We start from the raw sequence: 14,140 nt of genomic DNA on the forward strand, positions 1-14,140 counted from the left end.
ATCAGGCTCCAAACGATCTGAAGGTCAATTGCAGAGATCGCTGTGGCTTCGTGCTATAATCCGCCGCATTGTGCCGCCCAGGCGGCCTCGCTACGGTCCTAAGTGAGAGAGCATGTTTGATAATTTAACCGATCGTTTGTCGCAATCCCTGCGCAACATCAGCGGCCGCGGAAGGCTGACCGAAGACAACATTAAAGACACCTTGCGTGAAGTGCGCATGGCATTGCTGGAAGCGGACGTTGCGCTGCCGGTCGTGCGCGAGTTCATCAACCGCGTGAAAGAAGCGGCGGTAGGGCAGGATGTAAACAAAAGCCTGACGCCTGGCCAGGAATTTATCAAAATTGTTCGCAACGAGCTGGTTGCGGCAATGGGTGCAGAAAATAATGCGCTCAATCTGAACGCACAGCCGCCGGCTGTGGTGTTGATGGCGGGCCTGCAGGGTGCGGGTAAAACCACGAGCGTGGCGAAGCTGGGTAAGTTCCTGCGCGAGAAACATAAGAAGAAAGTGCTGGTGGTTTCTGCCGACGTTTATCGCCCGGCGGCGATTAAACAGTTGGAAACACTGGCGCAGCAGGTTGGCGTGGACTTCTGTCCTTCCGATCTGAGCCAAAAGCCTGTCGACATCGTTAAGAACGCCCTGAAAGAAGCGAAGCTGCAATTCTACGACGTGCTGCTGGTGGATACCGCCGGTCGTCTGCACGTTGATGAAGCGATGATGGACGAGATCAAACAGGTGCACGCCGCGATCAATCCGGTGGAAACCTTGTTTGTGGTCGATGCCATGACCGGTCAGGATGCGGCAAACACGGCAAAAGCCTTCAATGAAGCGCTGCCTCTGACGGGTGTGATTCTGACGAAAGTGGATGGTGATGCGCGCGGTGGTGCAGCGCTTTCAATTCGTCATATCACCGGCAAGCCGATTAAATTCATGGGTATGGGTGAGAAGACGGAAGCACTGGAAGCGTTTTATCCAGACCGTATCGCCTCACGCATCCTCGGCATGGGCGACGTACTGTCGCTGATCGAAGATATCGAGAGCAAAGTTGACCGCGAACAGGCGGAGAAGCTGGCGAAGAAACTCAAAACCGGTGATGGTTTTGATCTCAATGACTTCCTCGACCAGCTGAAGCAGATGCGCAACATGGGCGGCATGGCCAGCCTGATGGGTAAGCTGCCGGGCATGGGTCAGTTGCCAGACAACGTGAAGTCGCAGATGGATGACAAAGTGCTGGTGCGTATGGAGGCGATCATCAATTCGATGACCACCAAAGAGCGTCAGAAACCGGAAATCATCAAGGGCTCACGCAAGCGCCGTATTGCCACCGGTTCAGGTATGCAGGTGCAGGACGTTAACCGTTTATTGAAACAGTTCGACGACATGCAGCGCATGATGAAGAAAATGAAGAAGGGTGGCATGGCCAAAATGATGCGTGGCATGAAAGGTATGATGCCGCCCGGATTCCCCGGTCGCTAAGGCGAGCGGCACACAGCCAGAAAATTAACACGCTCAGGTTGCTTTTTTCGCCAAAATGAGTAAAATTTTCGGGCTTTTTATATTGCGCTCGGGTTCCATCCCTCGATGGAGCCCGAGCGCTTTATTAACTAATGAGGATGTTATGGTTACAATTCGTTTGGCACGTCACGGCGCGAAAAAGCGTCCGTTCTATCAGGTCGTCGTTACTGACAGCCGCAATGCGCGTAATGGTCGTTTCATCGAGCGCGTAGGTTTCTTCAACCCGATCGCTTCTGGTCAGGCTGAAGGTCTGCGTCTGGATCTGGACCGTATTGAGCACTGGGTTGGCCAGGGCGCAACGCTTTCTGATCGCGTTAACGCGCTGATCAAAGAAGCAAAAAAAGCAGCTTAATCTGTCACGGTGGTTAGCATGAGCATTAAACCTGCCGCACAGCCTCTCGTTAACCCAATTGTATTGGGGAAAATGGGGGCCGCTTACGGCATTCGAGGTTGGCTCAAAGTGTTTTCCTCCACTGAAGACGCTGAAAGCATCTTCGACTACCAACCTTGGTTCATCCAGCGCGCCGGTAAATGGCAGCAGGTCGAACTGGAAGGTTGGAAGCACCACAATCAGGACCTGATCATCAAAGTCAAAGGCATTGACGATCGGGACGCTGCGGCACAGTTAACCAATTGCGAAATTACGGTTGATTCTGCTCAGCTGCCAGCGCTGGAAGAGGGTGATTACTACTGGAAAGACCTTATGGGTTGCAAAGTGGTAAACCTCGACGGTTACGAAATGGGCAAAGTCATTGATTTGATGGAAACCGGTTCGAACGACGTTCTCGTCGTTAAGGCAAACCTGAAAGATGCATTCGGTGCTCAAGAGCGGTTAATCCCGTTTCTTGATGAACAGGTTATCAAGAAAGTCGATCTCTCTACTGGCACGATTGAAGTAGATTGGGATCCTGGTTTTTGATCTCCGGACAATCCGGTAACGTAACGGCGAACGCGATGTGGATTGGTGTTATTAGCCTGTTTCCAGAGATGTTTCGCGCTATTACCGAGTACGGGGTAACTGGCCGGGCAGTAAAAAATGGCCTGCTCAACATTCAAAGCTGGAGTCCTCGTGACTTCGCGCACGACCGGCACCGTACCGTGGATGAACGTCCTTACGGCGGCGGACCGGGAATGTTGATGATGGTGCAACCCTTACGGGATGCTATCCACGCAGCGAAAGCGGCGGCGGGAGAAGGTGCCAGGGTGATTTATCTTTCACCTCAGGGTCGCAAACTGGACCAACAGGGCGTTTGCGAACTGGCGACCAACCAGAAGTTGATTCTGGTGTGTGGTCGTTATGAAGGGATTGATGAGCGCGTGATTCACACTGAGATTGATGAAGAATGGTCAATCGGTGATTACGTACTCAGTGGTGGTGAGCTACCAGCCATGACGTTGATTGATTCAGTCGCCCGGTTTATCCCCGGCGTATTGGGCAAGCAGGCGTCAGCCGATGAGGATTCGTTCTCGGATGGTTTACTGGATTGCCCGCACTACACCCGACCTGAAGTGTTAGAAGGGATGGAGGTTCCGCCAGTCTTACTGTCGGGCAACCATGCCGATATTCGCCGCTGGCGCCTGAAACAGTCGCTAGGCCGTACCTGGCTAAGAAGACCTGAACTTCTGGAAAACCTGGCTCTGACTGAAGAGCAAGCACGGTTGCTAAATGAGTTCCAACGGGAACATCAGCAGCAACAAAACCATCAGGTGGAAGAGTAATCTTCCCTGACTATCAGTTTACCCAGGATATAGAGATTTAATTATGAGCAACATTATCAAGCAACTTGAACAAGAGCAGATGAAGCAGGACGTACCTTCATTCCGTCCGGGTGATTCCGTGGAAGTGAAAGTATGGGTCGTTGAAGGTTCTAAGAAACGTCTGCAGGCATTCGAGGGCGTGGTTATCGCTATTCGTAACCGCGGTCTGCACTCTGCATTCACTGTTCGTAAGATTTCAAACGGCGAAGGCGTTGAGCGTGTCTTCCAGACTCACTCTCCGGTAATTGACAGCATTTCTGTCAAACGTCGTGGTGCTGTACGTAAAGCCAAACTGTACTACCTGCGTGAGCGTACCGGTAAGTCAGCTCGTATCAAAGAGCGTCTGGGCGCGTAAGCGACATCCCAAAGTTAATAGCAAACAAGGGGTTGGCCTAAGGGCCAGCCCCTTTTTTTTATGGCCGCTTAAGATGGTAAATCGCGCTATTCACTGGACCGCTATCAAGAATGATTAAACCATAGCGGTAATCGATAAACTCAAACCCACTGCGCAATGCCACGGCACGGCTGGCATGATTCTCCTCAGCAGCGATAATCTCCAGTAAGGGGATATGCGCGTGCTCGAAGCCAAAGTCCACCAATTGAGCCACTGCATGTGTTGCGACACCTTGCCTTTGCGCATCGCTGCGAACCCAATAGCCTAATGCACTAAATTCCCCAGGCCGCTGTGCGAATCTGATGCCTGCGCCGCCGAGTAACCGATCATTGCTATCGACAATGGCGAACTCTTCCGCTTCACCGTTTCTGCGCTGCAGATGGGTGAAATTAATCCAGCTAGCAGCTTCCTCTTCCCGATAATCGTGATGCGCCCACACCATCCATGGCAGCAGGCTGTTGAGAGACTGATTGACCGCCGCAGTAAAGGCGCCAGCATCTTGTATAACGAAAGGACGTAGGGTGATGTTGAAAGTGGGCATCCTAAGATCCTGGGAAAACGATGAATAACAAAATGTTAATGGAAAAAGAGGGTGTTGGTATTTTTTCAATAAAAGCACAGTGTAAAATATAGTTTACATAAACTGCTTTGCGTTATATGGATGTTATTTAATTAACTACATGTATTTAATGTGTTTATTGTTTTGTTTTCATGGTATTCATCAATAGTGGTAATAAAAGTGTACATTCATGGATTGCAAGATGTACATGTTGTGGTACAGTAAGCGCCATCCTCAGTGAGGATCCCAAACCGCATAAACGAGTAAAAAGGATCGCCATCATGCAGAAAGACGCGCTGAACAATGTCCATATCGCCGACGAACAGATTTTAATTACCCCGCAAGAGCTGAAAGCGAAATTCCCGCTCACTGCGGCGCAAGAAGCGCAGATTGCCGCTTCTCGCCAGACTATTGCCGATATTATTGCTGGCCGCGATCCGCGCCTGCTGGTGGTCTGTGGTCCTTGTTCAATCCACGATACCGAAGCGGCACTTGAATACGCTCGTCAGCTGCAAACTCTCTCTGCACAGTTAAAGGATCAGCTGTACATCGTTATGCGCGTTTATTTTGAAAAACCCCGTACCACCGTTGGCTGGAAGGGGCTGATCAACGATCCTTACATGAACAACTCATTTGATATGGAAGCCGGGCTGCACATTGCGCGTCAGCTGCTGGTGAACCTGGTGGAAATGGGCCTGCCGCTGGCAACTGAAGCGCTGGATCCTAACAGCCCCCAATACCTCGGCGATCTGTTTAGCTGGTCTGCGATCGGTGCCCGTACTACTGAGTCGCAAACACACCGCGAGATGGCTTCTGGTTTATCAATGCCTGTCGGCTTCAAAAACGGCACTGATGGCAGCCTGGGCACGGCGATCAACGCCATGCGCGCCGCCGCGATGCCGCACCGTTTTGTCGGCATCAATCAGGCGGGACAGGTTTGCCTGTTACAGACCCAAGGCAACCCGGATGGCCACGTGATCCTGCGTGGTGGGAAAGCGCCTAACTACGGCCCTGAAGATGTTGCGCAGTGTGAAAAAGAGATGCTGAAAGCGGGACTGCGTCCAGCCTTAATGATAGATTGCAGCCATGGTAATTCTAATAAAGACTACCGCCGTCAGCCTGGTGTAGCCGAATCGGCTATTGCGCAGATTAAAGATGGAAATCGTTCCATTATTGGCCTGATGCTGGAAAGCAATATTCACGAAGGCAATCAGTCTTCTGAGCAGCCACGTAGCGAAATGAAGTACGGTGTTTCCGTCACGGATGCCTGCATCAACTGGGAAACCACGGAAACCTTGCTGCGTGAAATCCATCAGGATCTGCAGGGAGTGCTGTCGGCACGTCTGTCACACGAGGAATAAAGAGTCATGGTGGCTGAACTGACCGCGCTACGCGATCAAATTGATGAAGTCGATAAAGCCCTGCTTGGGCTATTAGCCAAACGCCTTGAGCTGGTAGCTGAAGTAGGTGAGGTCAAAAGCCGTTATGGTTTGCCGATTTATGTGCCAGAACGTGAAGCCAGCATGCTGGCTTCACGTCGTCAGGAAGCTGAAGTGCTCGGCGTTTCGCCGGATCTGATTGAGGATGTCTTACGTCGCCTGATGCGTGAGTCTTATGCGCATGAAAACGACAAAGGCTTCAAAACACTCTGTCCGACGCTGCGCCCGGTGGTGATTGTTGGTGGGCGTGGCCAGATGGGGCGCTTGTTTGAAAAGATGCTCAATCTGTCAGGTTACCAGGTCCGTATTCTGGACAAGGGCGATTGGGATCGTTCTGAAGAGCTACTCAAAGATGCGGGCATGGTCATCATCAGTGTGCCAATCCATCTGACTGAGCAGATCATCGCCGAATTACCAACACTGCCGGAAGACTGCATTCTGGTTGATCTTGCATCGGTGAAGAATCGCCCATTGCAGGCGATGCTGGCGGCGCATACCGGCCCTGTGCTCGGTTTGCATCCCATGTTTGGCCCGGATAGCGGTAGCCTGGCGAAGCAGGTGGTGGTGTGGTGTGATGGCCGTCAGCCGGAGGCCTACCAGTGGTTCCTTGAGCAGATTCAGGTTTGGGGCGCGCGCTTACATCGCATTAGCGCGGTCGAGCATGACCAGAACATGGCCTTTATCCAGGCGCTGCGTCACTTTGCCACTTTTGCCTATGGTTTGCATTTAGCGGAAGAGAACGTCAACCTGGATCAACTGTTGGCGCTGTCCTCACCGATTTATCGCCTGGAACTGGCGATGGTTGGTCGACTGTTTGCTCAGGATCCACAGCTTTACGCAGACATCATCATGTCTTCGGAGAGTAATCTGGCGCTGATTAAGCGTTATTACCAGCGCTTTGGTGATGCAATCAAATTGCTGGAGCAGGGTGATAAACAGGCGTTCATCAAGAGTTTTGAAGGTGTCGCGCATTGGTTTGGCGATTACGCTCAACGCTTTCTGGTAGAGAGCCGAAGCATGTTGCGTTCGGCTAACGATAGCCGGCAATAAAAGAGAAGGCATCCGCAAGGATGCCTTTTTCATTTACAGTCGCGGTTCCACCGGAACAACATTTTCACCCGGATAGCAGCCGAGTACTTTCAGAGAGCGCGTCAAATCACGCAGCTCTTTCAACGCCAGCTGCATGTTCTCCGATTGCAGATTGCCCTGCACATCAATGTAAAACATCTCTTCCCATGGGTTGCCGTTAATTGGGCGGTTTTCTAGTTTACTCATGATCAGATTATGATTACGCAGCACCAGCAGAGCCTCAACCAGTGCACCAGCTTGCTGACCGGTAGCCATAATCAATGTGGTTTTGGCTGGTACCTGGCCAGAAACTTCAATCGGCTTACGTGCCAGCACAATGAAGCGGGTATGGTTTTGTTGCTGGTTAGCTAAATTCCGTTCTAACACCTGCAGACCATACAGCTCACCGCCCGCTTCACTGCCCAGAGCCGCCACTTTTGGTGAATTCATCGCCGCGACCTTTTCCATTGCCGCTGCGGTGCTTTCGGTATATTCGATTTTCCATTGTGGGAAACGATTGATGAACTGGCTGCACTGCTGGAATGGCTGAGGATGGCTATAAACCGTTTCTATTTGCTGTAAGTCGGTATTGCCGTTGACCAGCACACAGTGTTCGATAGGGATGGTCAGCTCGCCAACGATGGAGAGCGTCGTCTGCTGCAACAGGTCATAGACGTCGTTAATCGAGCCTGAGCTGGTATTTTCGATCGGCATCACGGCGTAATCTGCCTGACCACTCTCCACCTGATGGATGATGTCGTGGAATTTCAGACAGCCCATCTCAACCATTGAATCAAAATGACGTGTGGCGTATTTACGTGCTGCGAGGTGAGAGTACGAACCTTTAGGACCCAGAAATGCAATGCGTGGTGCGTGCGCGTGCGGATGGTTTAAGTTTTTCTGCAGCAGCGCTTGCTGAGTCAGCACCGAATCTTCAATCACCAGTTGGAACAGGCGGGTAATGTAGTGTGCATCAAGCTGATGCTTTTTACCGAGTGAGATCAGATTTTCCAGCAGAGCGCGTTCACGCTCAACATCGCGAATAGGGCGATGGGTCGCGAGCTTTGCTTGCGCCACTTCAACCGCCAGCGAACGGCGTTCAGATAACAGCGTTAAAAGCTTTTCATCAACGGCGCTGATCTTATCGCGTAATGCCAGCAGTGGATTTTCGGGATTCATAGGGCTCACCTGTAAAATGTCCAATAAAAAAGCCTCCCGTTTGGGAGGCTTTGTTGTTCGTCTTCGCATTCATTTTCACATGACGAATCGCCTCCCAATCAGGGGAAGGTAAAAAAGAATGCGAAGAAGAACGGTAGATGTTTCATGTGTGATTCCAGCAATAAAGTGGATTGAGAGTAACCGCAGTGATTTAAAGCTGTCAATAAAAAACGCGCCCGCAGGCGCGTTACTGGAAAAGGTCTATTTATCCCGCAGGTGTGAAATCTTTCATACTGCTGGTTGCGCGGCGCGCTTCAGGTTTGTGCTGCGCCTTATTAAGTTGTCGCTCCAGCTTGGCAATCAGATCGTTGATAGCCGTGTACATATCTTCGTGTTTCGCGCTGGCAACCAGCGTGCCGTTAGGTGTGTTAATGGTGGCATCAGCCACGAATTCTTTCGGCTCTTTCGATAACACGATGTGCGGATTTATCAGGTGAGTTTGCCACTTTTCCAGCTTGGCGAGACGGTCTTCGACATGGTTGCGGATAGCCGCAGTGATTTCCATTTGTTTGCTGGTAATGTTCAGAATCATAGTTAAACCTCTCTGTCATTTCCGTCTGGGTAGGACCAGCATACCGCGTAAATCAGGAAAAAGTGTGATTCGGATCACATTGAAATGTCACTTTTTGTCAATGCCAATGAATTGTGAGAAAGGCTCATAAAATCGCCGAAAATGCTTGAAGGGCAGGGATGAAAAGAGCAAGATTGATGAGTTAACCGCAGCGTAGAATCAGCAATATGGCTGAATTTTCGGCAAAAAAAAGCAGCCATTAAGGCTGCTTTTTTAATGGTGGCAAAATCAGGACTGATTATTGGTCGCGATGATCTTCGCCACTTTGTCCGCTTCTGCCGTCAGCTGCAGCTGGCGGTAGGCATTTTCCATCAGCGGCAGCGCTTTGTGTGTCGCTTCAGTATCAGGGAAATCTTTCATCATCCCTTCAACACGGTTAACAACGGCGACATAGGCCCCGCGCTTGGTATAGAATTGCGCCACCGAGAGTTCATACTTCGCCAGACGCTCTTTCAGGTAGGCTAAACGTTTCTGCGCATCCTCAGCATACTGGCTGTTCGGATAGCTGCGCAGTAACTGGGAGAAGTCACGGAAAGCATCACGAGCGTGCGTCGGATCACGATCTGAACGATCGATACCGAAGAAGCCCTGCAGTGCAGAGTCATCCAACGCCATATCCGTCAGGCCTTTCATATAGATGACGTAATCGATGTTTGGATGAGTCGGATTCAGGCGCATAAAGCGAGCGATAGCGGCTTGCGCCAGTGGCAGATCGGCATTTTTGTAATACGCGTAGATTAAATCCAGCTGTACTTGCTGCGAATAAGGGCCAAACGGGTAGCGGTTATCCAGTGCTTCCAGTTGCTTAATCGCCGCTTTAAAGTTACCGTCCTGCAGCTTTTGCTGGGCTGTAGCGTAAATTTCAGATGGCGGGCTGTCCGGAACGGGATCCGATGAGCCGGAACAACCCACCAGAGCCAGGCTCAGGCTCAATGTGGCAGCAGCCACCAGATGTTTCATACGCGTCATGACGAAATGATTATCCTCAAAGTGTTGTAGCGGAAGCTGTCCGTATAGCTCCCGGTTATGACCTGGTACGATAGCACATTATATTAAACGGCATCGCCGTGAAAACCCAACGTTAACGAAGAAGCTGTATATGGCACAACAAGTTCAACTCACCGCAACGGTGTCCGAAGCACAGCTTGGACAACGCTTAGATCAGACTTTGGCGGAATTGTTCCCTGATTATTCACGTTCCCGCATAAAAGAATGGATCCTTGAGCGTCGCGTCAGCGTCAACGGCACTATCATCGATAAACCGAAAGAGAAAGTTTTCGGCGGTGAGCAGGTGTCTATCGATGCTGAAATCGAAGAAGCGCAGCGCTGGGAAGCGCAAAACATTCCCCTGAACATCGTTTATGAAGACGATGATATTCTGGTCATCAACAAACCGCGTGGCCTGGTGGTGCATCCTGGGGCAGGTAATCCGGATGGTACGGTCCTGAATGCGCTGCTTTACCATTACCCACCGATTGCCGACGTCCCGCGTGCCGGGATCGTCCATCGTCTTGATAAAGACACAACCGGTTTGATGGTGGTGGCGAAGACCGTTCCCGCTCAGACGCACCTGGTGGAAACGCTGCAGCTGCGCGAGATTACCCGTGAATATGAAGCGGTTGCGATTGGCACCATGACGGCAGGCGGCACGGTTAATGAGCCGATGGCGCGTCACTCCACCAAACGCACGCACATGGCGGTACACCCTATGGGTAAACCCGCAACCACGCATTATCGCATTATGGAGCATTTCCGTGCTCATACGCGTCTGCGTCTGCGTCTGGAAACGGGTCGTACTCACCAGATTCGTGTGCACATGGCGCATATCAACCATCCATTAGTGGGTGATCCGCTTTACGGCGGCCGTCCGCGTCCGCCTAAAGGTGCATCCGATGCGTTCATTGCTGCGCTGCGCGGTTTTGACCGTCAGGCTCTGCACGCCACCATGCTGCGTCTTTACCATCCCATCACCGGTATTGAGATGGAATGGCATGCGCCGTTGCCGCAAGACATGGTCGACCTGATTGACGCGTTGAAAGCCGATACTCATGAGTTCCGTGATCAAATGGATTGGCTATGAGTGAGTGGATCATTCCTGACTGGCCTGCACCGCAGCGCGTTCAGGCATGTTCCACCTTGCGACATGGCGGTGTGAGCGCTGCGCCCTGGGATTCGCTGAATCTTGGGGCGCACGTTGGCGATGCTGAAACGCATGTCTTGCAAAATCGTCAGCATTTGAAAGATACGCTGCTGCCCGCCATGCCGCAGTGGCTTAATCAGGTGCATGGCCAGGACGTTGTACGTTTGCCTGCGGACGAGTTATTACCCAATGCTGATGCGGCCATCACCCGCGAATCCGGCGTCGTTTGCGCCATCATGACGGCAGATTGCTTGCCGGTGTTGTTTTGCAGTGATGATGGCAGTGAAGTGGCCGCTGCTCACGCTGGCTGGCGTGGTCTGTGTAACGGCGTGCTGGAACAGACGCTGCAGCAGTTTCGCTCACCAGCCCGTGAGATCCACGTCTGGCTTGGACCCGCCATCGGCCCTCAGGCATTTGAAGTTGGTGCAGAGGTGCGAGAAGCCTTTTTGGCGCACGATGTACAAGCCGATGCGGCTTTTCGCCCGGTTGGTGACAAATATTTTGCGAATATCTGGCAGTTAGCGCGTCAGCGGCTTCAGGCCGCGGGAGTGCATTCTATCAGTGGTTCACAGCGTTGCACTTTCACCGAAGCCAATGATTTTTTCTCCTACCGACGAGATGGAATCACCGGGCGTATGGCAACTTTGATTTGGCTGAGATAATCTTACGCCGCAAGACGATCCAGTAGCGTATTTTTTGTTCGCAACACAGGTCATTAACCTTGAAATATTTGAGGGATGACCTCATTTAATCTCCAGTAGCATTTTGACCTGTATTGGAGGAATCATGCGTCTGGATCGTCTTACTAATAAATTCCAGTTGGCCCTTGCCGATGCTCAGTCCCTTGCCCTGGGACACGACAATCAATTCATTGAACCCCTTCATTTGATGAGCGCGTTGCTCAATCAGGAAGGCGGATCGGTGCGTCCGTTGCTTAGCGCAGCAGGTGCCGATGTGGCTGGTCTGCGTACCAGCATCGAACAAGCTATCAACCGACTGCCGCAGGTAGAAGGTACGGATGGCGACGTACAGCCTTCAGCCGATCTCATTCGGGCTCTTAATCTGTGCGACAAACTCGCGCAAAAGCGCGGCGACAACTTTATATCATCTGAATTATTTGTTCTGGCGGCCCTCGACTCTCGTGGTTCGCTGGCGGACCTATTGAAGTCTGCCGGTGCAACCACCGAAAAACTCACCAAGGCCATCGAGCAATTGCGGGGAGGAGAGAACGTGAACGATCAAGGGGCTGAAGATCAGCGTCAGGCTTTAAAAAAATACACCATCGATCTGACTGAGCGCGCCGAACTGGGCAAGTTAGATCCGGTAATTGGTCGTGATGAAGAGATTCGTCGCACCATTCAGGTTTTGCAGCGCCGTACTAAAAACAACCCGGTATTAATTGGGGAGCCCGGCGTGGGTAAAACCGCGATTGCCGAAGGGTTAGCGCAGCGCATTATCAATGGTGAAGTGCCCGAAGGCCTGAAAGGCCGTCGCGTGTTAGCACTGGACATGGGAGCGCTGGTGGCGGGCGCTAAATATCGCGGCGAATTCGAAGAGCGCCTGAAAGGTGTGCTGAGCGATCTGGCAAAACAGGAAGGCAACGTTATTCTGTTTATCGACGAACTGCACACCATGGTCGGTGCGGGTAAAGCCGATGGTGCGATGGATGCCGGTAACATGCTGAAACCTGCATTAGCGCGCGGTGAGTTGCACTGCGTTGGTGCCACCACGCTGAATGAGTATCGTCAGTTCATTGAAAAAGATGCCGCACTGGAGCGTCGTTTCCAGAAAGTCTTTGTGGCTGAGCCGAGTGTAGAAGACACCATTGCTATTCTGCGAGGCCTGAAAGAGCGCTATGAACTGCACCACCATGTGCAGATTACGGATCCGGCAATTGTGGCTGCAGCAACGCTGTCGCACCGCTATATCTCCGATCGCCAGTTGCCAGATAAGGCCATTGACTTGATCGATGAGGCAGCATCAAGCATTCGTTTGCAGATGGATTCGAAACCGGAATCGTTGGATCGTCTGGAGCGCCGCATCATCCAGTTAAAGCTGGAACAGCAGGCGCTGAAGAAAGAGTCGGACGATGCCAGTATCAAACGTCTGGAGATGCTGGAAACGGAACTCGATCAGAAAGAGCGTGAATACGCTGAACTGGAAGAAGAGTGGAAAGCGGAAAAAGCCTCTCTGACGGGTACGCAGAACATTAAGGCGGAACTGGAGCAGGCTCGTCTGGCGATGGAGCAGGCGCGACGTACTGGTGACCTGGGGCAAATGTCTGAACTGCAATACGGCAAAATTCCAGAGCTGGAAAAGCAGCTCGCTATTGCCACGCAGTCAGAAGGTAAAACCATGAAACTGTTACGTAACCGCGTAACAGATGTGGAAATTGCCGACGTGCTAGCGCGCTGGACCGGCATTCCAGTGGCACGAATGATGGAAGGCGAGCGTGAGAAATTGCTGCGAATGGAGCAAGAGCTGCATGCGCGCGTGATTGGCCAGAACGAAGCTGTTGATGCAGTATCGAATGCGATTCGTCGTAGTCGTGCGGGTCTGTCCGATCCTAATCGTCCCATTGGCTCGTTCCTGTTCCTCGGACCAACCGGTGTTGGTAAAACCGAACTGAGTAAAGCGCTGGCTAACTTCTTGTTCGACAGCGACGATGCCATGGTGCGTATTGATATGTCCGAGTTTATGGAAAAACACTCGGTGTCACGTTTAGTGGGTGCTCCTCCGGGCTATGTCGGTTATGAAGAGGGTGGTTATCTGACAGAAGCTGTTCGTCGTCGCCCTTATTCTGTGATTCTGCTGGATGAAGTCGAAAAGGCTCACCCGGATGTCTTCAACATCTTGTTGCAGGTATTGGATGATGGGCGTTTGACCGATGGCCAGGGACGCACGGTCGATTTCCGTAATACCGTGGTCATTATGACCTCTAACATTGGGTCTGATCTGATCCAGGAACGTTTCGGTGCGTTGGACTATCCGGAAATGAAAGATATGGTGATGACGGTGGTAGGTTCGCATTTCCGCCCTGAGTTCATTAACCGTATTGATGAGGTGGTGGTGTTCCATCCATTGGGAGAACAGCACATTGCCTCCATCGCGCAGATTCAGCTGCAGCGGTTGTATCAGCGTCTCGAGGAGCGTGGTTATCAATTGCATATCTCTGATGCTGCGCTGAAACTGCTTGGCGAAAATGGTTACGATCCCGTTTATGGTGCGCGCCCATTAAAACGCGCTATCCAACAGCAGATCGAAAACCCGTTGGCGCAGAAGATTCTTTCTGGTGCTTTTATCCCGGGTAAAACCATTGAGATGGATGTAAAAGACGACATTATTGTGGCGCATCAGTAATGCGATGTGACTTTAACGGGCCTGCGGGCCCGTTTTTTTATGGTGTTTCACAAGATTTAGGTCGATTTTGCAACGTTTGGGTTAAAGAGTGAGCGGTCGTGCAAAAACTTTAAATTAACG

Annotated in this window: 15 protein-coding genes and 1 other annotated feature; of the genes, 10 read left to right on the forward strand and 5 right to left on the reverse strand. The window is 51.6% G+C overall.

Annotation, left to right across the window (positions count from 1 at the left end):
- The first annotated feature begins 112 nt into the window (after positions 1-112).
- From ffh to rplS, 5 genes are all read left to right on the forward strand, one after another.
- On the forward strand, positions 113-1,474 hold the full coding sequence (gene ffh / locus LH22_RS07110) for a signal recognition particle protein (protein ID WP_034822223.1): 1,362 nt from the start codon (positions 113-115) through the stop codon (positions 1,472-1,474).
- A 142-nt stretch (positions 1,475-1,616) separates the two neighbouring features.
- Complete coding sequence (gene rpsP / locus LH22_RS07115; RefSeq protein WP_007893313.1) at positions 1,617-1,865, forward strand: 30S ribosomal protein S16; 249 nt, start codon at positions 1,617-1,619, stop codon at positions 1,863-1,865.
- Positions 1,866-1,883: 18 nt separating this feature from the next.
- Positions 1,884-2,432: a ribosome maturation factor RimM gene (gene rimM / locus LH22_RS07120; protein WP_034822227.1), complete on the forward strand. Its 549-nt coding sequence runs from the start codon at positions 1,884-1,886 to the stop codon at positions 2,430-2,432.
- A gap of 35 nt (positions 2,433-2,467) precedes the next feature.
- Positions 2,468-3,232: a tRNA (guanosine(37)-N1)-methyltransferase TrmD gene (gene trmD / locus LH22_RS07125; RefSeq protein ID WP_045816445.1), complete on the forward strand. Its 765-nt coding sequence runs from the start codon at positions 2,468-2,470 to the stop codon at positions 3,230-3,232.
- Between the two features lie 43 nt (positions 3,233-3,275).
- Positions 3,276-3,626 carry a 50S ribosomal protein L19 gene (gene rplS / locus LH22_RS07130; protein ID WP_034822234.1) on the forward strand — a complete coding sequence of 117 codons (351 nt, stop codon included), beginning with the start codon at positions 3,276-3,278 and terminating at the stop codon, positions 3,624-3,626.
- Positions 3,627-3,684: 58 nt separating this feature from the next.
- Here rplS and LH22_RS07135 read toward each other — a convergent pair whose 3' ends face one another.
- Entirely contained in the window at positions 3,685-4,206 is a 522-nt protein-coding gene (locus LH22_RS07135) for a GNAT family N-acetyltransferase (protein WP_038645242.1), read from the reverse strand.
- A gap of 299 nt (positions 4,207-4,505) precedes the next feature.
- Here LH22_RS07135 and LH22_RS07140 point away from each other — a divergent pair, with 299 nt between their 5' ends.
- Both LH22_RS07140 and tyrA read left to right on the forward strand, forming a co-directional pair.
- On the forward strand, positions 4,506-5,585 hold the full coding sequence (locus LH22_RS07140) for a 3-deoxy-7-phosphoheptulonate synthase (protein ID WP_034822238.1): 1,080 nt from the start codon (positions 4,506-4,508) through the stop codon (positions 5,583-5,585).
- A 6-nt stretch (positions 5,586-5,591) separates the two neighbouring features.
- Positions 5,592-6,713, forward strand: a complete 1,122-nt coding sequence (tyrA, locus tag LH22_RS07145; protein WP_038645245.1) for a bifunctional chorismate mutase/prephenate dehydrogenase — start codon at positions 5,592-5,594, stop codon at positions 6,711-6,713.
- A gap of 33 nt (positions 6,714-6,746) precedes the next feature.
- Here the strand turns inward: tyrA and pheA are convergent, their stop codons facing one another.
- The 4 genes from pheA to bamD form a co-directional block, all read right to left on the reverse strand.
- Positions 6,747-7,910, reverse strand: coding sequence for a bifunctional chorismate mutase/prephenate dehydratase (gene pheA, locus LH22_RS07150; protein ID WP_038645247.1), 1,164 nt, complete (start codon positions 7,908-7,910; stop codon positions 6,747-6,749).
- Between the two features lie 22 nt (positions 7,911-7,932).
- Positions 7,933-8,057: a sequence feature (Phe leader region), on the reverse strand.
- Positions 8,009-8,056 (reverse strand): pheA operon leader peptide PheL, encoded by a 48-nt coding sequence (pheL, locus tag LH22_RS20535; protein WP_100703679.1) that lies wholly within the window; start codon positions 8,054-8,056, stop codon positions 8,009-8,011. It overlaps the preceding feature by 48 nt.
- Before the next feature lie 97 nt (positions 8,058-8,154).
- Complete coding sequence (raiA, locus tag LH22_RS07155) at positions 8,155-8,481, reverse strand: ribosome-associated translation inhibitor RaiA (protein WP_034822244.1); 327 nt, start codon at positions 8,479-8,481, stop codon at positions 8,155-8,157.
- A 267-nt stretch (positions 8,482-8,748) separates the two neighbouring features.
- Positions 8,749-9,489: an outer membrane protein assembly factor BamD gene (gene bamD / locus LH22_RS07160; protein ID WP_034822246.1), complete on the reverse strand. Its 741-nt coding sequence runs from the start codon at positions 9,487-9,489 to the stop codon at positions 8,749-8,751.
- Positions 9,490-9,619: 130 nt separating this feature from the next.
- On the opposite strand from bamD, the gene rluD reads away from it, so the two are divergent.
- The 3 genes from rluD to clpB all read left to right on the forward strand — a co-directional run bounded on the left by rluD (position 9,620) and on the right by clpB (position 14,020).
- A complete protein-coding gene (gene rluD, locus LH22_RS07165; RefSeq protein WP_034822248.1) occupies positions 9,620-10,600 on the forward strand; it encodes a 23S rRNA pseudouridine(1911/1915/1917) synthase RluD in 981 nt (326 codons plus the stop codon).
- Entirely contained in the window at positions 10,597-11,322 is a 726-nt protein-coding gene (gene yfiH, locus LH22_RS07170) for a purine nucleoside phosphorylase YfiH (protein ID WP_038645249.1), read from the forward strand. Before rluD ends, yfiH begins: the two co-directional genes overlap by 4 nt.
- A gap of 124 nt (positions 11,323-11,446) precedes the next feature.
- The gene (gene clpB, locus LH22_RS07175; RefSeq protein ID WP_038645252.1) at positions 11,447-14,020 is read left to right on the forward strand and encodes an ATP-dependent chaperone ClpB; all 2,574 of its coding nucleotides are present in this window, start codon (positions 11,447-11,449) and stop codon (positions 14,018-14,020) included.
- Positions 14,021-14,140: the final 120 nt, after the last annotated feature.

The sequence above is a fragment of the Pantoea rwandensis genome (genome assembly GCF_000759475.1).
In the GTDB taxonomy this organism is placed as follows: Bacteria; Pseudomonadota; Gammaproteobacteria; order Enterobacterales; family Enterobacteriaceae; genus Pantoea; species Pantoea rwandensis_B.